Below are 20,379 nucleotides of genomic sequence, written 5' to 3' on the forward strand. Positions count from 1 at the left end.
GTGTTACTACAACATGTCCACACTGTTGGCCGTTGCAATCAGAATACGGTGTTGACGGTCAAGCCCACCACTGTCGCATTGTCCACTTCATAGACACCGCCGGGATTTGCAAGATATTGAATATTGGGACGTATCATCAGCCATGGCGTCAATTTGAAGTCATAATGAATCTCCGCCGCATATTCCGCGCGCTGGACGGGTTGAAAGGCGCGATCGTCATAATCGACCAGGCCGTTGAGCTCATTATGCAGTCGCTGGTTTTTCGACAGTGCCGGGTTGACGTGTAACTCACTGAAGCCGATTGCGACGGCATCCTGTGGACGAGCGTCGAAGGGGCCTGCATAAATTGCGCCCACCTGCGCTTGCCAATCCAGCGTGCTGCTGCGCTTGTCGTATTGCGCCCAATGCGCAAACACGCTCAAGCCGCGTTTGACATCGCCATCGACTGTGGTGATCTGTTGGCGAGCGTAGGCATACATGCCATATCGTCCATCAAGGCGATCGGGCGAATTGCCGGAAGCCTGCGCGACATTACCGTTGCGGTCTTCCAGGACATCATTGGCCGTCGCGCTGTTCCAGTAACCGCCCACCATGTACTTGCCAGGCATGCCAGCCTCGCCCACGGCCGGCGTCCAGCCAAGCTCCGTGATGTAGGTAGTTCCTTCCCGGCCCGAGGTATTGAGCTTGAAGCCATTGTTGCTCTCCAGCAGGCTCGGGTTGTATTCGTAGACTCCCACTTGACCGTAGACTTCGGGGGTGAAGTTGACCTTGATACGCCCACCCCACTGGCTAACAGGCGAGTTGTACCAAACGGTCGAGGCATGGCCTACGAGACCGCCGCACAAAGAGTTGTTCTGGAAGACGCAACCGGTCGAGTCGAAATCGCTGCCCAACGGCAGTCGACCTACTTTGATATCGAGCACGTCGTCAAAGAATTTTTGCTGGTAGGCTAGCGTCGTCAAGCGCCAAGTTTGACCACGGCCGTAATTTTCCTGCACCGAAGATGCAATCGTCCCCGTGCGGGGATCCGTCAGGCGATCATTGGTGATGTCACGACCACTGCGCTCGGTGATCAACAATTGCAAATTTGCCTTGCGCCACCCCAGGATCTTCTCAAGATCGAAAGCGCCACCCAGATTGAACTGGTCGGTATAGCGCGCAGTATGGTCGTGATCGTATCCTCCCGACAGGTTCGCAGCGCTCTCCGACTGATAGCTGAATTGAAAGTCATAGCCTTTCTCGAGCAGCTCAGTGCGCACACCCCCCCAATCACCTGTCATCCAGCGGGAATGGGGTGAGAAAAATTCTGCGTGAGCAGGCAGCGCCACAGCTACTGCAAACCCGCACACCGTGGTGTACGCCACTTTCTTGGTTTTCATGTTCAATACCTAAGTTTGTTGAAAACAAACTCTTAGCCAGCTAACAGTTAGGGTGCTACCTGGTAAGTATATAGTTCCTTGCCCTGGATGGGCACCTTTTGTTACACCTGCCGTGATTGCTATTGACGGTCTCCGGCTGTTTCAGCCCTGGCGTATGAGGCGGGGCGGGCAGCACAGTTGCATCGAGCAGGCCGCCGTTTTTCAGGCCCGTCCTAGCTCATTGGGCCGGTCGAGTCTTGCTTGGCGCGGGAGAGCCGCCAGGGGCAGTGCTAGATCCGTCGCCACTTGACCCACCTTCGGCGGAGTCGTGATTATCTGTGCCGACAGGCGAATCGTCTGCAGAAGGGTCCGTCGTACTGCCGTTCGCATCCTTTTCGGAGCTCGTCCCTGGGGGAAGTGCCGATTCGTTGCCAGGATTGGTACCGACCCCAGTGCCCGTGGCATTTGGCGCAGACGTATTACTGCCAGGATCGGTGTTGGCCGAATCAGAGAATGCCGATAAAGGGGCATTCATAAGCAGTCCTGCGCAAGCCAGGGTTATTAGATGTTTTTTGTTCATGGTCTGCCTCCAAGGGTTGTCAACAGTGGACGGCTGAGCGCTACAGTAGTCCTGCGGACGCGACAAACGGTAACTTGGTTTTGTACGAAAAGTATTGCCGCACGCAACGCAGCGTGCAGGCGAGCGCAAGTATGGCAGCGAAACTTCTAGCCAGCTTGTCGTAGTGGGTACCGATTCGAAGGTTCTCTTTCAGCCAGCCCAACATTCGCTCAATGATGTCGCGCTGTCGGTACTTCGGCCGATCAAACAATCGAGGTAGGCCGCGAAGCATGAAGCGCAATGGCACGCCGTTGGCATCGCAAATCATGTGGACCTTGGTGGTCAGGCCGCCTCGGCTGCGCCCCAGGGCATGACCTAGCGGTTCTTTTCTTCAGACCTCTTTTCCGCGGCGCCTGAAGAGGCCCGGGTTTCACGTCTCGCGGTGGAGTCGATCATCCAGGTGTCCAGATCGACCAGCCCCTCCTGATTCAATCGGATGTGGAGACGTTCCAGCACCTGATCAAACGTGCCGTCGTCGCGCCAGTCACGGAAACGCTGATAAACCGTGGACCAAAGGCCAAGGTGTTCCGGCAGATCATGCCAGGCAGCGCCGGAACACAGAATCGACAAGATGCCATGCAGTAACAGCCGGTCATCACTACCTGGACGATCCATTTTCTGCTCTGGAGAAACCAGACCCCTGATGAGCTGATACGTTGTGTTAGATACCGGTCCAGCCTCCACCCAATGCTTGGTACAGCGAAACCACGTTGTTCAGTTGGCTTTCTCTGACTTGGATAGCGGTCAACTCGGTATTGAACAGATTACGTTGAGCGTCCAGGACTTCCAGATAAGAAGAATAGCCGCCTTGATAGCGGTCCAAGGCGATGTCCAGTGAGCGCCGGAGCGTTTGGATTCTGCTGCGTGTGCGTTCGATCTGCTCTTCGAAACGCTTGACACCCGACAAAGAGTTTTCTACTTCACCAAATGCCCGGAGTGCAACGGCGCGATAGTTGTAGGCAGCTTGGTCACGTTGCGCCGTGGCGACGCCAACCTGTGCTTCAAGTCTACCGCCACTGTAGAGCGGCGCGAGCACGCTCGCCCCGAGATCCCATACCTTGACTGGGTCGAAATTGAGCGAGTTGACATAGAGCCCGCCGATGCCCCCCGACAGTTGCACCTGAGGCAGGTACTCGTCGCGACGTGCCTCCAGACTCAGATCCGAGGCCGCCAGCAGAAGCTCCGCTTGCTGGATATCGGGGCGGCGCCGCAGCAACTCGGCAGGGAGCGCTCCGGGTACTCGTGGCGGTGTGATTTGCTGGAATTGGCGGCCACGCGATACATAACCTGGCAGGGTTCCTGCGAGCAGGCTGATGGCATTTTCCTGCTGACGGATCGTTTGTTCCAGTTCCGGAATCATCTGTTGGGCGGACTCATACTCGGATTGCGCCTGGGTCAGTTCCAACTGTGAGGTATAGCCCTCGTTTGCGCGGTCCTGCGCTACGATCAGCGCATCGCGTCGCGAGGCGGCGGTATCGCGGGTGACCTTGAGCTGCGTGTCTAGCGACAACAAGGTAATGTAGGCGCGTGCAACTGTGCTTGCGACTGACAGATGAATATTGTCCAAGTCTGTCCGGCTCGCCTGGTACTGCAACTGCGCCGCCTGGTCGAGGTTGCGCAGCCGCCCCCACAAATCCAATTCGTAGGCCATCTGAATTTGGGGTTGCACCGATTGGCTGTGGGCAATGCCGACCGGACCAAGGTTGCGTGTCGTCTGCGCACCCAGCGAGCCGTTAAGCGTAGGTAACAGCGCTGAATGGGTCAGGCCGGTCTGCTGGCGAGCTTCTTCGACCCTTGCGATTGACGTCAGAATATCGGTGTTATGCGTCATGGCCGCACCGACCAAATCATTCAGGACAGGGTCGTTGAAGGCTTGCCACCAAGACGCGGAGATCGGCCCCGGCACCTCGGTTTGCCCACGCCATTGCGAAGGCGGAAAAACCTTGGATTCCACAGGCATGGGTGCCTTGGCTGGCATGCAACCTGCCAATGTGGCCAATGCTATGAACCAAAGGCACCGCAACGTGCAGCAGGTTGATCGACTCATGGCGCGCTACGCTCGTCGCCCGGCCCGGCGGTATCGACATGCGTCACCACCGACATACCTGGTCGCAGCCGTCGGAGATCAGGCTGATCGGCGTCCAAGGCAATTCTCACGGGAATACGCTGTGCGACTTTGGTGAAGTTGCCAGTGGCATTATCGGGACGCAAAACACTGAATTCTGAACCTGTGGCCGGCGCGAAACGCTCGACCCGTCCAGTGAGTCGCATACCGTCCAGAGCATCGACGTCAAGGGAAACGGTTTGGCCGACCAGCATGGCATGAACCTGGGTTTCTTTGTAATTGGCGGTCACCCAGACCTGGTCGGGGACCAGGTAAAGCAGTTGCGAGCCGGCACTGACGTATTGCCCAAGACGCACCGATACTTCACTGAGCACCCCATCGCGCGGGGCCCGAATGCGCGTGTTTTCGAGATCGATCTGCGCCAGGTGCAGGGCTGCCCGTGATTTTCTGACTGCGGCTTGCAGCACGCCTCGGGAAACCTGGGTTGACTTCAGCGTTTCTTTGGCAATGTCGATCGCGGCTCGGGCTTTCTTTACGTTCGCGTCTGCTGCGCGTGCCGTCGCGCGGATCTGGTCACGTTCGCGGATAGATACCGAACCTCGGGAGGCGAGTTCATTGACCCTGGCTTCGTCGGCACGCGCGCGATCAAGCTCTGCCTCGGCCGAAAACAGTTCCGCCTGTCTCGACGCGAGGGTGGCCCGGTCCGAGGCTTGAGTTTGCAGGGAGTTTTCCAGGTCCGCCTCGCCCGCGTCCAGGTCCGCCGCCGCTTGTTCGACCCGTTGCTGGTAAATACGATCGTCAATCTGCAACAATATCTGTCCCTGCTTGACCGTCTCGAAATCACGCACCAACACTTGGGCTACATAACCGTTGACCTGCGGCGCCATAACGGTGATTTGTCCGCGAACATAAGCGTTTTCAGTGGTTTCGATGGCACTGTTAAATGGCCAGAATTGCCAGGCATAGAGGATAAGCACAATAGCGGCGCCAGCCACCACTGCCATCAGCAAGACGGTCCTGCGCCGAGGCTTGATAATCTTCGGCGGGCCCTCAGAGGAGTCGCCGGCATCCGCTACTTCGCCGGAGGAGGTTGCGGTTGCTGCGGTTTTTTTCGGGTCGCTTGGATCAGTCTGGCTCATAGGGTCACAAGGCTGCGGAAGAAGGAGGGGCGGGTGGCGCGGTCTTGCGAGCCACGCGAGCGGCTCGCACGGTATGCACCAATGACCAGCACAGGAAGCTGATCGTTAGAATGCCCAGCACCCGAAAGACGTCATTGAACGCTAATACGTTGGCCTCTCGCGTAGCGGCCTGACTTAACTGCGACATGCCCTGAGCATTGCGTAGCGCGGGGTCAGTTTGAGTGCTGGCGTAAATTTGGCCTTGAATCTGCAGGCGCTGCGCGACCACCGAATCCGTGGGGTCGATATGTTCGTTAATCTGGCTCGAGTGAAACTTTTCCCGCACCACCTGAAACGAGCCCAAAGCTGCTGGGCCTGCCAGGCCGCCGATACTTTGAGTCAGAGAAAAAAGTACTGCGAAGCTGACCAGATAACTGGGGCCATTCTTGAGCGCAGCCATGACGCCGATAAGCAACAGCGGCCCCATAAACATCCCGGCAGCCACCGACAATAGAAACTGGCTGAAAAACATGTTGTGCGGACGGGTCAGGTTGGTGGCGTCGGCATCCATGAAGCTACCTACTGCGACCAGTATGATAGACACCAGAATTTGCGGTATCACCGCTTTCTCGCTGAAGGTCAGCGCGCTGGTGAGGATTCCCGCTAACAACCCTGCAAGCATGACTGCATACAAGGGCTGCAGTTGCTCGGCGGCCATGCCCAGGTTCTGCAGCAGGCCAACTGCGCCATAGGTTTGTTCGGAAAGGATAAAGCGCAACATCAGGGCGCCCAAGGCAAAGCGTACCGTTTCCAAAGAGGCCAGCCAACGCGTTTGCAGTAACGGATTCTTGCGCGAATACTCGATCAGGATGGCTACCGTTAGCAATACAACGGCCACGAGCAGCGCATAACCTATCCAGTTTTGGGTGTTCCACCATTGTACGCGGCCTTGGGTCAACACTGCGGCGAACAAGCCTAGCGCAGGGGCGAGTAGAGCGAAGGTCAGAAAGTCCAATGGCTCGAAAGCCTTGATTCGCTCTCCAGGAGGCAGTTTGAGTACTACCACGGCGGCCAGGCAGCAAAGCGCCAGACCGGCCTCAAAGACATACAAGCGATGCCACTCGCCCATGTCTAGCAAGGCGGGGGAAATCAACCATGCCAGCGGCGTGGCCAGCTGAGATATGCCGATTCCAAGGACCAAGCCCTTGCCCATGTCAGCCTTCTTGAAGGCCTGCAGCATATATAAGATAGCCAGCGTGCTGACAGTGGCTCCTGCGAAACCACTGGCTGCCCTCACAAATACGGCCATGGTGAAGCCATTGACGAACACATGGGCAACCGTCAGTACGGCATAGACAGTCAGCCCGATTTCAGCGAAGCGACGCAAGCCATACTGCTGGCGAAATTTGATCAACAGCAGAGCGGTCGACATGTTGACCATCAGATAGGCAGCCGGTAACCAGGCGCCTTCGGTAGGCGTCAAGCCTAGATACCCTTGAATATTGCCAAGGTTGGCACTGATAAGCGCATTGCCCAACCCGCCAGTGATCCCCAGCAATATGGCGACCAGCGCATAGGCTGTTCGCACGAGTGGAGTGTGAGCAGGTGTGGAAGGAGAACCGGGCATGGATGGCCGCTCATGGGCTTCCCATTTGGGCGTCGGTTCAAGATACTCAGCCAAGCGCAATGATCTCTATAAAAATTAAGGGTTCAACGGGGTAGCTTGCAGGGTACTAGACGATTTAGTCTAGTATTAGTTCATTTGCCGGAGTATAAATGAATCCTGATGGACGACCGAATGCGTACTGCCCCCCCATGACCGACAAGAATTCCTCTTCTTCTCCGCGCACGCCTCAGCAAGCCCGCGGCCGCGAGCGAGTAACCGCCATACTAGACGCGTGTGCTCGCTTGATTGTGGTCGAAGGGGCGGCTCGGGTGACTATGCACGGCTTGGCCCGAGACGCGGGCACATCGATCGGCTCGCTTTACCATTTCTTTCCTGACAAGCAGAGCGTTCTGGATGCCTTGGCCGAGCGCCATATCCAAGCGTTGGTCGTCATTACCGAAGCACTGGGGACCGTCGATGACAGTGTCTGGATCAAGGAGAGCGCAGCGGACGTTATCGCTCGATTAATCCTTCCGATCCTGCAATACAGCGAGCGGCACCGGGACCTGATTTCAATGATTTACCCGCTCGAGGGTACCTATCGATTGAATAATCCGGATTTGCGCTTGCAAATCGAAAACGCCTGCGCACGAATGCTGGAGCTACGTTTGCCGAATGCCAGTGCCGATGCGCGTCGAGCGTATGTCTTGGCATTGATAGCGCTACTCCTGGGCGGATTTCAGATCGCCCAAAACAGTAGCGAATTATCCAAACGGTTACTGATCGAGGAAATTCCGAGGGCATTGGCTGCTTATCTGCAAGCCCTGGAGCGGATGCATGGAGTATCTCGATAACGTCTTGCTCTAGCCAGCGGATTGGTGGCTACGATATCCGCTGGGAACGCAAGTTGGGTTCACACTGGTGGGGCTTGCGCGCATCGCACCCAATACCGCGCCACGGTCCGCATGTCCATTACAGTAGCCATTCAATTGGCAAAATAGAAAGTATTGAAACGGCTATGCGTTGGAAAAACGTAGCGCCCGGTTCGCGATCGTGGCGCACTTGTACGCCGTCACGTATCTCTAGCCAATACAGCTGATCGTCATCAGTTAGACGCACTTCATATGCATGTTCAGGGATGCTTGTAGTGAATGCTTCGTCGATTTTTTCTGCCGTTTTCGGATTTTCAATAATAAACCCAAGCTCGGTATTAAGGTGGGCCGACCGTGGGTCAAAGTTAAAGGAGCCGACGAATGTGCGCGTGTGGTCGACGCCGAAAGTCTTGGCATGCAGGCTTGAACCAGAACTTCCAAAGAGTCCGGCGCTCTCGTTGCGCTGACCGTTATAGGCTGTACTCCGCATTTCATAAAGAACTACGCCTGCCTTGAGCAAGTCTTTACGCCGCTTGGCGTAGCCCGCGTGAACCGCAACCACATCAGTGGCCTCCAGTGCGTTCGTCAGCACTCGCAGGCGAACGCCGCTATTGGCAATCTGGGTAAAGGTATCGACACCTGCGGCGGTAGGGACGAAATACGGCGAGACCAAGTCCAGGGTGTGAACCGGTTTGCCGAGGATGTCATTCAGTTGGGTGATGAGCAGGCCGGAAGTCTCCACGTCGCCGAGACCTTTGGCAGGGTCATCACTGACCATGCGTACAGGTGCCCATTCAAAGGTAAGCGTGTTCTGTAGTAGACCCGTCATGAAGCTCGATTCACGGATGGCACTGATGTATTGCTGTGCGGCTGGAGATTGCTCAAGGCTCGCAGCAGCAGCGGTTATTTCAATCATGCGAGAGGGTTTGACGGCGGGCAGGATGCGGTCTGCCGGATAGGCGCTGTCACTTGCCCAATATTTATCGAAATCGCTGGAAACGCTTTGGACGATCGGCCCGATGGCAAACACATCCAAATCGGCGAACAGCACGCCGTCAGTCGCTCCAAAGTACTCATCGCCCACGTTGCGACCACCGACGATGGTGGCTTGATTGTCGGCAGTGAATGACTTGTTGTGCATGCGTCGATTGGCGCGACTGAAAGCCGTGACATAACCCAATGCTTTCGGCGAGCGAACGATAAAGGGATTGAATAATCGAACTTCGATGTTCGGGTGGGTATCCAGGGCAGCAAGTTCGATATCCAGGCCGGTTGTGCCGTTATCATCGAGCAACAAGCGAACCTTTACACCTCGGTCTGCCGCTTCGCGCAACGCCTCGAAAAGCAGCGTACCCGTGATGTCGCCATGCCAGATGTAATATTGAACATCCAGTGTTTTTTCAGCCATGCGTGCCAATAGAATTCGTGCCGCGAAGGCATCGTGAGGGTCTGCCAAGGGCACGATGCCGCTTTTGTTCTTATCAGGCTCGGCGCTGGTTTGTTGGGCGATGGCGCGGCCCAGTGTCGTGAGTTCCGCCTGCGCTTGGGGGAGCGCCCTGGAGTTCATCCGGCCTTCAAGCGGGGGCAGGCTGCACCCGCTCAATAAGCTGATGCCGAGGATCAGTGTGCAAAGTGGATGGAGTGAAAACATCAATTACTTCTCAACCTCAGGCACAATCAGGCGCTCGCGCGGATCGGCAATTCGAATGTCCAGTTCCCGGAACCTTTCCAGGATACGGCGATTGGTTTCCCGTTGTACGCCCCACCGGCCATTGGATAGGCAACGGATCTGCCCTGCCAAAGTAAACATGGAACCATCGATCGCATCGACCCCCCATACCTCCATATCGGCCAGAATCAATGGCCCAAACGTAGGGTCGGCACGTAGCTCGGCGCCGATCTTCTTAAGTTCACGGGTGGCCAGGTTCACGTCCATTTCATAGCCGATGCTGACGCGTACTGCGGCGTTACCGATGCCCCGGTTGGTATTGTTGACCGTCGAGACGGAGCTGAATGGAATGATATGCAATGACCCATCGCCCGCTCGCAGGCGAACGGTACGAATGGACAAGTTTTCCACCGTGCCGGTCACGCCGGCCACGGTAACGCCATCGCCTACCTGCATGGCATTCTCCATGAGCAGAAAGATGCCGGTGATGAAATCCTGAACCAGCTTTTGCGAGCCAAAACCCAACGCAACCCCGACGATGCTTGCGCCCGCCAACAATGGCGTGGTGTTGATGCCGATTTGATTCAACGCCGTAAGCCCTACTACCAGCGTGAGGATAATGAGCAGGATCGTTCGCATCATCGGCAAAAGCGTTTTCAGGCGCGCTGCCCGGGTCAGTTCTCCATTTCCGGTCCATCGGGTGATGCGTTGCTGGACAGCGTTATCGATCGCGTACCAGGCGATTATGGCGATCACTAGCGCCGTGAGAATGGTCAGTGCCGCCGATGCCATGCTGGCACCGATCGTGCCTGGGGCAAACCAGCCGATCGCGTTTATCCCTTGGGATTGCAATAGCGCGACAACCGTAAGAACCGTCACGACAAAGGAGATCAGCCGGCGAATCAATGGATAGTAACGCTGCCCCATGCTGCCGCGCAGGCTGACGGATCCACTGTTGTTCGAGGCAGTGTCACTGTCACCAATATAAAGCGCTTTCGCTACCAACCCCTGCACAAAAACGTTGAGCAGGCGTCCGGCCACGATGATTGCAGCCGTGACGACGATAAGGGTCATTAACCTTGGAAAACCATCCTCGATTCCCAGCGCCCAGATAAACCAAAGCCCCATGATCAGCAATGCCGCAGGGATTACCCAGATCTTCGCCACCCAATTACGCAACGAAGCGAGCGAGCCAGTGGCTTCTGCTCCAGCGGCGATGCTTGCTCCAATGGGGTTGCGGAATCGGAAGATTATCATTACGCCAGCAAGATGAATGCACAGTGAAATCAGCTTGACTATCGCTTGGCGGCCCATTTCGCCAGCCCCCAGTTGACCTGCAGCGGATGCCAGCGCAATCCCGAAGGTGGCGAATACGATGAAGTGACGCAGCCAGGTATAAAGGGTGCGCGCCGACGGCGGAGTGATCCGTAACAGGCGAACGCCATGACCGTATGGTGCAATCAACACACGTATCACCGCCATGCAGACGTAAGTAGTGACGTAGGCCTTGACGAACCCTCGCACGACCAAGGATGCGCGCGGATCAAGGGCCGGGAGCAAGTGAATGGCTAGCGCTGCGGCACAGAAAAAGGCCGCCAGCGCCAACAGGTCGAGTAACAACGTGGCGAATGCGAAAGGGAACAAGCGCAGTGTGCGCCGGGCCATGTCACGGTGGGAAAGGGATGACGCTTGGGCGGGCGCTACAGGCGGGTGAGGCTCAGGCTGTGCAGATACTCCTTCGGGGGACGGGAGTGGCGACGTCGACGTCGTTGTAGGTGTAGCGTCTTCGGCATCTTGCACGACCAGCGATTCGACCCGCTCTACGCCGTCGCGAACTGTTTGTACCAAGACGACGTTTTCTTGTTCAGGCGCTAGCGCCGCCTGGGCTTGGGTTTCATCAGCGGTAGACTGCTGCGTGGCTGCGACGACGGACTCTTCAGCACGCATGCGCGCCGCAGCTCTGTGTATGCGGACCGCCGCATCGCCCGCATGTTCGGCCAGCGCCTGGCGAGGGTAACGCAACCCCCTTCCCACAAGCGATTGCGCAATCACGCCCAGCACGAATACCGCGAGCAGGCCGCCCGCTGACTCAAGCAGCAATTGCCGCCAGCCCTCATCAGAAAAACTGGCCTTCAACCACTGGGTAAGGTCCGCTGCTGAATGTTTGAAAAGATGCAACTGCCCGCCTAGGCGGGTGATCCATTCGCCAAATTTATCCAGCGCACGGGCAATCAATCCGTCCGCTTCAAGCGGTGCGGTATCTGCCTGGGGAGCTTGCGTCAGGAGCGCTTCTCCGGGGGGCTCGACATTGACGGCTGCCGTCTCACGGGGCGTTTCCTGGGCAGCGTGTTTTTGAGTGGCAGGAGCGGTGTCCGGCGACTGTTCGTTGGTTTGCGTTGCAGGGGTCGTCTGTGCTTGCACGGTCCATGGCGCAAGCGCAGTCAAACTGAGCATGCAGGTTAAAAAAAGAGGAGCGTAGCGTTTTTTCATACGAAAACCTGCCTGTGGTCGAGTTCAGAAGGCGTTGGCAAACTGCGCCAGCAACATCGCTGGTTGCCCACACGATCAAGGTTCTCTGACGCGGACAAGCCTTGTTGGGCCGATCAGACGGAGCGGATCTGTGTGGGCCTTCCCCTGAGTCCGTGTTGGTGTATCGAGCAAATGGAATAGTCCTTGACAGCGAAGAACGTCGAAAGATCAAACCATTCAGCTAGCAATAGACGATATCGTCTATTATTAGTGCGTTTGTGTCGCATCATGGCAGTACCTGATCATTTAAACTAGACGGGTAGCTCTACTTTCGATACCGTTGCGATAAGGGTGATCTCGAAATGCTGCATTGGACATTCAGTTCGACGCATGGCTCGCTGTCGCCCCTTCCAATCTTGATTGCTCCTTTCCGGTGCTTTTTCGGACAGAAATAATACTGTGCAGCCGCTCGAACGACATTCAGCCAGGATCATTTGCGAGCATTGCGACTCGCTTTACGAAGCCATTCCGTTGCAGGCCGGACAATCCGCCTATTGCCTGCGTTGCGGTGCAGTGCTCGATCGCGGTCATCGCTTGAGCATCGAGCAATTACTGGCCCTCACGGTCGCCGCAGCCATCATGCTTGTCCTCGCCAACGTTTTTCCAGTGATCAGTATCAGCCTGCAAGGCCTGACAAACGAAGTGACCTTGTGGGGTTCGGTACAGGCGCTGGCCCAAGGTCGTATCACCCTGATCGCGCTGGTAGTAGGCCTTGCGATCATCCTCGCCCCGGCCCTGCAGATCGCGCTGTTGTTCTGGGTACTTCTCCATGCTCGTCGCGGTGAAATAGCTCCTGGCTTCAAGGCGTGCATGCGCGCGCTGGAACACCTGCGTCCCTGGAGCATGTTGGAAGTCTGCCTGCTGGGCATCCTGGTGGCGATCGTCAAACTGGCCGGCATGCTCGATGTGCATGCCGGCACGGGGCTTTGGGCCATGGCGATGCTGATGGTGTTGATCCTGCTGATTGCGGGCAAGGACATTCGTCGCTTGTGGGAAGAGCTTGGGGTAGGGCACTCATGAGCAATATTCCCTACGCTCGGGATCAGAATGTCTGCCTGTGCCATGTGTGCAGTTACGTCTGCCCCGATGGTGTCCAGACCTGCCCCCGTTGCGAGTCGCCCGTGCATGTTCGCAAGCCCAACAGCCAGGCTCGCACATGGGCCTTTCTGATTGCCGGATTGATTTTCTACATACCGGCCAACGTCCTGCCGGTGATGGACACCACGCTACTGGGTAATAGAAGCGAAAACACCATCATGAGCGGGGTGATCGAATTCGCCGGCAGTGGTTCATGGGACATCGCAATCCTGATCTTCATTGCCAGCGTGGTGGTGCCCTGCATCAAGTTCCTGGTGCTTGGCATGTTGTTGGTGACTTGTCAGCGCCGAAGCCAGTGGGCCAAGCGCGAGCGCGCGCGGCTATTTCGTTTTATCGAGTTGATTGGCTACTGGTCAATGCTCGATGTCCTGGTGGTCGCTCTGGTGGCCGCTCTGGTTCAGTTTCATGAGCTCAGCACTATTGAACCCCGACTGGGCATCCTGTTTTTTGGTTTGGTGGTGGTAATGACCATGTTCGCTGCCATGAGTTTTGACCCCCGGCTTATCTGGGATGCAGAGGTTGAAAATGTCCGATAACACCCTTGACCCTTCACCTTCGGCGAGGCCCGAGATCAGAACGCGCAAGGCGAGAATCTCGTTGGTATGGCTTGTACCCATCGTCGCCGGCTTGATCGGCCTATCGATGGTCGTACACCAATTTCTCGACGTTGGCCCAAAGGTAACGGTTTCCTTCCTCACCGCCGAAGGATTGGAAGTCAATAAAACTCAGGTCAAGTACAAGAACGTGGTGATCGGCATGGTCACGGACATCGAGTTGAGTGAGGACCGTAGCCATGTTCTGGCCACGATCGAACTCAACAAAACAGCGACGCTATTTACCCATGCCGAGACCCGGTATTGGGTGGTTCGTCCGCGCATTGGCACGCAAGGCGTCTCGGGTGTTGATACCTTGCTGTCGGGAGCGTTCATTAATGCCGATCCCGGAGAATCGGAGAGCGTCGTGAAGAACTTCACGGGCCTTGAAAATCCGCCTTCTGTCGCCTTCGGTGAAAAGGGCAAGCGGTTTGTGCTGCAAACGGATGATCTTGGTTCGATAGACATAGGCTCGCCGGTGTACTTTCGTCGGATCCGGGTCGGCCAAGTGGTGGGCTACGAACTGGCAAAGGATGGCAAAGGCGTCGACATCGAGATTTTTATCAATTCACCGAATGATCAGTACGTGCTGACCGATTCGCGCTTTTGGAATGCCAGTGGCGTGGACTTGACCGTAGGGGCAGAAGGCCTGAAAGTCGCAACACAATCACTGACTTCGATCGTCTCTGGAGGCATCGCTTTCCGTGAGCCCGCCTACAGCCCTGACGCCAAGTCAGCCGAGGCTAATGCCAGGTTCAAGATTTACGAAGACCAGGCTACAGCATTGGCCCCTCCCGACGGCGAGCCACGTTACATTCGTATGCGTTTCAACCAGTCGCTCAGAGGGCTTGCAGTCAATGCGCCTATCGACTTCCTTGGCGTGAAGATCGGCCGCGTCGTGTCGGTCGATCTTGAGTATGACCCCAAGTCGCAAACGTTTCCTGGGGTCGTCGGTGCCGTCATCTATCCTCAGCGCTTGGGTGCTGCCCACGACATGTTGCAGGGATTGGCGGGCAAGGGCGATCTCGAAGAGCAGAGCATACGGATCATTAGCGGACTCGTTAGCCACGGCCTTCGAGCTCAGGCTCGTACGGGTAATCTTCTGACGGGACAGTTGTATATCGCCATGGAGTTTGATCCGAAAGCGCCCAAGGTAATATTCGATCCTACCGCGCGACCTTTGGAAATTCCGACCGTGCCAGGCAGTTTCGATAAATTGCAGGAGCAGTTGCAGGGCTTCGTCGATAAGCTAAGTAAACTGCCTGTCGATGCGCTGGTGGGGAACCTCAACGGTAGCTTGAGCGAGCTGCAAAAAACCATGAAAACGGTGAACGGTGAGGTACTGCCACACGTGCGCGGTACGTTGCAGCAAGCGCAAGCAACCCTGGGGACGGCAAACGATACGCTGTCGGAGAATTCTCCAGCGCAGCAGCGATTGACGCAAACCCTAGATGAAGTTCAGCGTACGGCCCGCTCGGTGCGTGTACTCACCGACTTCCTGAGCCGCCATCCCGAATCGCTGATCCGAGGCCGCACCGACGACGCGGCGCCTGCTACCTACAAAGGTTCGGCCTCATCCCGCGAAATTGACCTGGAGCCTCAACAATGAAACTGCGTGCCCCTGTCATGCTGCTTGTGGCGGCGCTCGGTCTGGCCGCCTGCTCTTCGCCACCGACGCACTACTACACGCTGATCGCGTCCCAAGATGCGGCGTTGACGACTCGTGAGCAAACGTCGTTTCAATTTGAAATGCTGCCGGTGTTGATACCAGTGCAAGTCGACCAGCCCCAAATGGTTTTGCGCGAGGGGGGCGGCAGCCTCGCCATCCTCGAAAATGAACGCTGGGGCGCGCCGTTGGGCGATGAGTTTCATGATGCGTTGTCCGGCCAGTTGGAGCGGCGCTTCGGTACACGGGATCTGGCGGGACTGCCTCGACAGCGCGATCAGCCGGTACTATCGGTCCGCACCGATGTCCGCCGATTTGAATCAGTCCTGAATCAGTACGCCTTGATCGACGTGGTATGGAACCTGAGTCTGCGCAGTAGCGACAACGTCCGCCGGAGCTTGACCTGCAGCAACGTGATTCGTCAGCCGGCGGGCATGGGTTTGGAGAACTTGGTACTGGCCCATCAACGTGCGGTTGCGAATCTGGCCGATGCCATCGCCAAAACAGCGAATGACTGGGCCCGCCAACCCTCTGCGCGTTGTTGGGCTGGCGCGCGTTAGCCGTTGTTTGGGCAGCGCTCGCTCTGATGTGAGCGCGAATACCGCCAATCCCGTTCGCACCGTGCACCAATTTAACCCCCGAGGATTGGAAAAGCTGCTCAATCAGGAGGGTTCGGATCTGGCTCTCGTAAGCCACCATACCTATACGGGCGGGTCTACCTGGTATCGGTCAGGGAACCGGATGCTGACACCGGCGGCGCTGCGATCATGGAACCCCGTGCGATCCAATACCTGAGTAGAGGGGCACTCTACGCCGTGGTCGAGCACGTCGAGCGGCACGTCTCCGTGGAGGAGGCGGCAGGGTCGCCCCAGCCATTGTTCAGCCAGGTGGCGAGTGCCAAACACGGCCAGGGCGTGCTCAAAGGCCTTGGCGTATTGAAACGCCACGGCGCTCTGCTTGGGGGCTAGGTGCGCGGGCTGGCGGGTCTAGGATGTGATGCAACACCTGGCTGATCGAGCGTGGCGCGGCTGCCGACAGCATGGCGTGTACGTCTCGCAGCGCAAAGCCTGCAATTATCTGGCGGTAGAGCAGCACGGGGCTGAGTTGGTCGATGTCCGTATGTATCAAGTATTCCGTGGTCTTGCGTGCGGTACCTGGCGATTCATAACCATCGTGTGTTCCCCCTCGGCGCTTTTGGGCGGCGCGCTAGCTGCTGAGGCGTCAGTTAGAACCGTGCGGTTACGCGTGGGCGCGCGGAGCCTAGCAACCACCTGCCATTGCTCCGACCAGCGTCGCGCGATTAGAGCCCGGGCCCTGACGCTTTTCCGCGCTACGCCAAGCTTTAAACGACAGCTTTCTCAAGCGAGCGGCAGGCTAGGCTGGCTCCTCGGGCGGCAGTGAGCCGGCGGCGCCCCCGTCCATGGTGGGCGAAGCGGGCAGCAACTGACTGACGCGACTGCCAAGCAATGAGCCGGCTTGGAAATAGCCCATCACCGTGCTGACGCTGCGGTGCTCGGTCATCGCCATCACCTCGCCGAGTGGTATGCCCTGTCGGCCGGCTTCGGTGACGAACCCAGAGCGCAGACTGTGTGCCGCCCAATCCCCCTCGAGACCGGCTAACTGAGCCCGCCGTTTGACAATCCGCGCGACCTGATCGCCGGACAAACCGGCGCTGCTCACGTGCCCGCCTCGGTACATCCGCCGAAACAGCGGGCCACTGCTGGCCGGCGCCGCCGCCAGCCAGGCGTTCAGCGCCTGCGCTGCCGCCCCTTGCAGCGGCTTTTCTCGACGCACCCCTCCGGTGTCGGTCTTGGTCGCGCCAAGCGCGTACAGCCAGGTCTCCGCATCCAGCCGGCGCAGGTCCTCGACCTGCAGGCCGATCACTTCCGAACGGCGCCGGCCGCCGCCGCTCCACGCGAGCAGCAGGAGGGCGCGGTCGCGCATGCCCCGCACGCCGTCCGTGCAGGTAGCGAGCATGGCCTGCAGCGGCTCCAGCACCATGGCGGTTTTCTTGCGCCGCGTCACCCCCTGGCGCGCCTGGGCCTTGCGCGCCTCGCGTAGCAATGTTTTCACCGCCGGCGCCTCGATCGGATTCTCCCATCGCTGCAGCCGGTGCCACTTGGTCACCACGGCCAGGCGGTGGCTGACAGTGCTAAACGCCAATGGCCCGGGCTTGCCCTTGACACCGGCGGCGACCAGCGCGTCGTCCAAGTGGACGGGTAGCAGGTGGCTCCAGCCGCCAGCGCCGTCCGGGCGGGCTAGATGATCGACGATGAACTGTATAGCGACTTCCGGCGGCAGGGCGCCGTCTCCGAGCGCACGACGGTAGCGCAGTTGCAGCCAGGCGGACCAGTAGGCGAGGGCACTGCGATAGCTGCGTACGGTGTTGGCGGCGGTGCCGGCGGCGATGAACGCCTCAGCGGCGGCGCGGGTGCTTTCAGCCAGCTCCGACAGCGCCAATGGCGCCTCCAATGGCCAGTTTTGTAAATCTGTATTATTCATTACGTTCAACATATTATATGTACAGGTTAATAAATATAGAGTCGGATAATCTTTTATTATCAGACCTAATATAGCGGAGGATAGGGCATGGCGGTAGGTGTGCCGGAAAACGAGGTGTATGCCGCGGCGGACGCGGTACTGGCGCGTGGCGAGCGACCGACGGTGGAGCGGGTGCGCTTGGAGCTCGGGCGCGGTAGTCCAGCCCGAGTCGGCGCCTTGCTGGATCAATGGTGGGAGCAGTTGGCCGGGCGCCTGCGCAGTGAAACCCGCCTGCCGGGGCTGCCACCGGAAGTGGCGCAGGCTTTCGTCGCTGTCTGGCAACAGGCGACCACACTGGCCCAGGGCGTGGTCGAACATTCCTTGGACGGTCAACGCCAGGTGCTGGCGGAGGAGCGTGAGCAGCTGGCCGCGCTGGAGGCTCGGGCTCGGCTGGAAGCGGCTCAAGCCCGGCAGCAAACGACCGAAGCGCTGGCCGCCCGCCAAGTGACCGAGACCCGGCTGAGCGACCTGGAACAATTGCTGGCCCAGCGCCTGACACAGATCGACGACCTGCGCCAGCAGCGTGAGGAGTTGCTCGAGCAACACGAAGCAGCACGCGAGCAGTTGGGAAAGGCAAACCAGCAGCTGCAGGAGAGCCGCCAGCAGGCCGAGGAGACGCGCGAGGCGCAGCAGCGCTACACCCGCGACGTCGAGGACCGGGCATACCGTGAGATCGATCGGGCCCGGGAGGAGAGCAAAGCCTTGGCCGCCCAGCTCAAGGAAGCCAATGGCCGCCTGCAGGCCTTGCAGCATAGGTTGCAGTCCGCCCAAGCAGAGTTGGCCGAGGCGCGCGAGCAGCGGGCCGTCGCTAAGGTTCAGGCGGATGCGGTGCGCAGTCAACTCGAGCAGGCCCGCCAGGCGAGCACGGAGGCTGTCGAGGAACGTGACGTCCTGCGGCAGCGCTTGCAGGATGCTGCGGCGGAACTGGCCAACGCACGCGAACAGACCGCGGCAGCTCAAGCCCGCGCTGAGATCTTAAGCCAGCAGTCAGCAAAACCTAGCGACGTACCTGTGACTAAGCGCGGACGACGGGCGCCGAAAAGTACCCGTGCCGCAACTGAAGCGCCCTCCGATTAGAGTGCCTACGGGGAGCCTCCCACTCTACGTTGATCGTAGTTTCCGTCCTGCAGGCTGGACTTGCCTACCAACGTCGCTGTATAGAGGGAGCAATCAGCTTCTTAGCTTTGTCCATTTCTGAAGCAATCCCTATCGCCAATCGGGATGAGGGGAAGAATACTTGGCGCTTCAGGACAAGCACCATGGATGCGGCACTAACTGCCCATTTCGCTTGCCGCTGCGACAGGAGGCTCGTATGGAACTTGGTAGCTTTTGACATAACCCCATCGAAACTTACAAGTGAAGTGATGCTTGGGAAACCTGCCAGCTAATCTGATCCGAGCCGCTAAGTGGGAATGCTAGACACTCAACGGTGCGATTACATCGAATTCCAAGTTGTCGATCAGTCGGGTAGCACCTAGATACGCCGCCACCAAGACCACCAGTGACTTATCATGCCGGCTAGGCGTTGCCAGGCTGTTTGCTGAACGCACTTCGAGGTAATCCACGCAAAACCCACTGTGTTCGAGCGACTCTTTACCCGACTCGACGATTTTGTGGACATCGCAGTCATCCTGTTTGATCCTATCGGCTATCTGGCAGATACAACGGTAGAGTTGGGCTGCAGTTTCTCGATCGGCGGGGGCTAGGTAACCGTTGCGAGACGAAAGCGCAAGGCCATCCTGGGCGCGGAGCGTGGGGCCCGAGAGTACTCGAGTGGTGAAGTTCAGGTCTCTGGCGAGCGTGCGGATCACCGCCAGCTGCTGATAGTCCTTTTGTCCAAATACCGCCACGTCAGGTTGCACGATGTTGAAGAGCTTGGCGACTACGGTGGCTACACCCTCAAAATGGCCTTGCCGATAATCACCGCATAAGCCGCATGCTATATCAGCAGGCACCACACTGCAGTGATTGATCATTCCCTCAGGGTACATTTCATTCACGGTTGGGGCAAAAAGTGCAGAGCACCCGGCTTCTGATAGCGCCTTCTGATCGCTCTCTAGGGTTCTCGGATAATTGAGAAAGTCTTCCTGAGGGCCGAACTGCATTGGGTTGACAAAGATGCTGGTGACCCAGTAATCGCTTTCGCGCTGTGCGATGCTGAGAAGGGACAGGTGTCCAGCATGGAGATTTCCCATGGTCGGCACTAGCCCAATACGTTTTTTTTGATCCCGCGCTTTCTGCAGTTCTGCTCGCAGGGTTTGAATCGAGTCAGTTGTAATCATCGTGAACCCAGATAACACAGTGAGGAAGCATTAAGGTTGTTGATCAGTCACGATCATTCTGTGCTGTTTCGATGATAGGGATATGACCCATCGAAGCGAATTTTCGGTAATCTGCGATCTGGTCGAAGCTGAGGTAGCGGTAGACGTCGGCAGCCATGCTGTCGATGTCTTTCGCGTACACCATGTACTCCTCGATGGTCGGCAGCTTGCCGAGAATCGAGGCGACTGCGGCCAGCTCCGCGGACGCCAGGTAGACGTTGGTCGCGTCACCCAGGCGGTTCGGGAAGTTACGGGTCGAAGTGGAGACCACGGTGGAGCCTGTCTGCACACGTGCCTGGTTACCCATGCACAGCGAGCAGCCCG

Annotated in this window: 15 protein-coding genes and 2 pseudogenes; 6 read left to right on the plus strand and 11 right to left on the minus strand. The window is 57.9% G+C overall.

Annotated features, from left to right (window positions below):
• Positions 1–38: 38 nt before the first annotated feature.
• The 5 genes and pseudogenes from G7009_RS21995 to G7009_RS22015 form a co-directional block, all read right to left on the minus strand.
• The gene (locus G7009_RS21995) at positions 39–1,379 is read right to left on the minus strand and encodes a carbohydrate porin (RefSeq protein WP_181132207.1); all 1,341 of its coding nucleotides are present in this window, start codon (positions 1,377–1,379) and stop codon (positions 39–41) included.
• A 599-nt stretch (positions 1,380–1,978) separates the two neighbouring features.
• A pseudogene (locus G7009_RS22000) lies at positions 1,979–2,661 on the minus strand (IS5 family transposase).
• Positions 2,639–3,955: an efflux transporter outer membrane subunit gene (locus tag G7009_RS22005; protein WP_258198025.1), complete on the minus strand. Its 1,317-nt coding sequence runs from the start codon at positions 3,953–3,955 to the stop codon at positions 2,639–2,641. The pseudogene G7009_RS22000 and the gene G7009_RS22005 overlap by 23 nt, the downstream one beginning before the upstream one ends.
• A gap of 65 nt (positions 3,956–4,020) precedes the next feature.
• A complete protein-coding gene (locus G7009_RS22010; RefSeq protein ID WP_181132209.1) occupies positions 4,021–5,181 on the minus strand; it encodes an HlyD family secretion protein in 1,161 nt (386 codons plus the stop codon).
• Positions 5,182–5,185: 4 nt separating this feature from the next.
• Complete coding sequence (locus G7009_RS22015; RefSeq protein WP_181132210.1) at positions 5,186–6,787, minus strand: MFS transporter; 1,602 nt, start codon at positions 6,785–6,787, stop codon at positions 5,186–5,188.
• 188 nt (positions 6,788–6,975) lie between these two features.
• Between G7009_RS22015 and G7009_RS22020 the strand changes: the two genes are divergently transcribed.
• The gene (locus G7009_RS22020; protein WP_181132211.1) at positions 6,976–7,620 is read left to right on the plus strand and encodes a TetR/AcrR family transcriptional regulator; all 645 of its coding nucleotides are present in this window, start codon (positions 6,976–6,978) and stop codon (positions 7,618–7,620) included.
• 118 nt (positions 7,621–7,738) lie between these two features.
• On the opposite strand, the gene G7009_RS22025 is transcribed toward G7009_RS22020, so the two are convergent.
• Together G7009_RS22025 and G7009_RS22030 are read right to left on the minus strand one after the other, a co-directional pair.
• Positions 7,739–9,289, minus strand: a complete 1,551-nt coding sequence (locus G7009_RS22025) for a phospholipase D family protein (protein WP_181132212.1) — start codon at positions 9,287–9,289, stop codon at positions 7,739–7,741.
• Positions 9,290–9,292: 3 nt separating this feature from the next.
• Positions 9,293–11,797: a mechanosensitive ion channel family protein gene (locus tag G7009_RS22030; protein ID WP_181132213.1), complete on the minus strand. Its 2,505-nt coding sequence runs from the start codon at positions 11,795–11,797 to the stop codon at positions 9,293–9,295.
• Between the two features lie 438 nt (positions 11,798–12,235).
• Here G7009_RS22030 and G7009_RS22035 point away from each other — a divergent pair, with 438 nt between their 5' ends.
• The 4 genes from G7009_RS22035 to G7009_RS22050 are packed head-to-tail and all read left to right on the plus strand — an operon-like array spanning position 12,236 to position 15,753.
• Positions 12,236–12,856 (plus strand): paraquat-inducible protein A, encoded by a 621-nt coding sequence (locus tag G7009_RS22035; protein ID WP_181132214.1) that lies wholly within the window; start codon positions 12,236–12,238, stop codon positions 12,854–12,856.
• Positions 12,853–13,470 (plus strand): paraquat-inducible protein A, encoded by a 618-nt coding sequence (locus tag G7009_RS22040; protein ID WP_181132215.1) that lies wholly within the window; start codon positions 12,853–12,855, stop codon positions 13,468–13,470. Before G7009_RS22035 ends, G7009_RS22040 begins: the two co-directional genes overlap by 4 nt.
• Positions 13,460–15,136, plus strand: coding sequence for a PqiB family protein (locus tag G7009_RS22045; protein ID WP_181132216.1), 1,677 nt, complete (start codon positions 13,460–13,462; stop codon positions 15,134–15,136). The genes G7009_RS22040 and G7009_RS22045 overlap by 11 nt, the downstream gene beginning before the upstream one ends.
• Entirely contained in the window at positions 15,133–15,753 is a 621-nt protein-coding gene (locus G7009_RS22050; protein WP_181132217.1) for a PqiC family protein, read from the plus strand. The genes G7009_RS22045 and G7009_RS22050 overlap by 4 nt, the downstream gene beginning before the upstream one ends.
• 141 nt (positions 15,754–15,894) lie before the next feature.
• Here the strand turns inward: G7009_RS22050 and G7009_RS22055 are convergent.
• A pseudogene (locus G7009_RS22055) lies at positions 15,895–16,176 on the minus strand (antitoxin Xre/MbcA/ParS toxin-binding domain-containing protein); the annotation flags it as partial.
• A 391-nt stretch (positions 16,177–16,567) separates the two neighbouring features.
• Entirely contained in the window at positions 16,568–17,695 is a 1,128-nt protein-coding gene (locus G7009_RS22060) for a site-specific integrase (protein ID WP_181132218.1), read from the minus strand.
• A gap of 87 nt (positions 17,696–17,782) precedes the next feature.
• Between G7009_RS22060 and G7009_RS22065 the strand changes: the two genes are divergently transcribed.
• Entirely contained in the window at positions 17,783–18,811 is a 1,029-nt protein-coding gene (locus tag G7009_RS22065; protein WP_181132219.1) for a DNA-binding protein, read from the plus strand.
• A gap of 338 nt (positions 18,812–19,149) precedes the next feature.
• On the opposite strand, the gene panC is transcribed toward G7009_RS22065, so the two are convergent.
• Entirely contained in the window at positions 19,150–20,016 is an 867-nt protein-coding gene (gene panC, locus G7009_RS22070; RefSeq protein WP_181132220.1) for a pantoate--beta-alanine ligase, read from the minus strand.
• Between the two features lie 43 nt (positions 20,017–20,059).
• Positions 20,060–20,379: aconitase family protein (locus G7009_RS22075; RefSeq protein WP_258198026.1), on the minus strand; the 320-nt coding region annotated here is incomplete at its 5' end.

It is taken from the genome of Pseudomonas capeferrum (assembly GCF_013523055.1).
Classification (GTDB): domain Bacteria; phylum Pseudomonadota; class Gammaproteobacteria; order Pseudomonadales; family Pseudomonadaceae; genus Aquipseudomonas; species Aquipseudomonas capeferrum_A.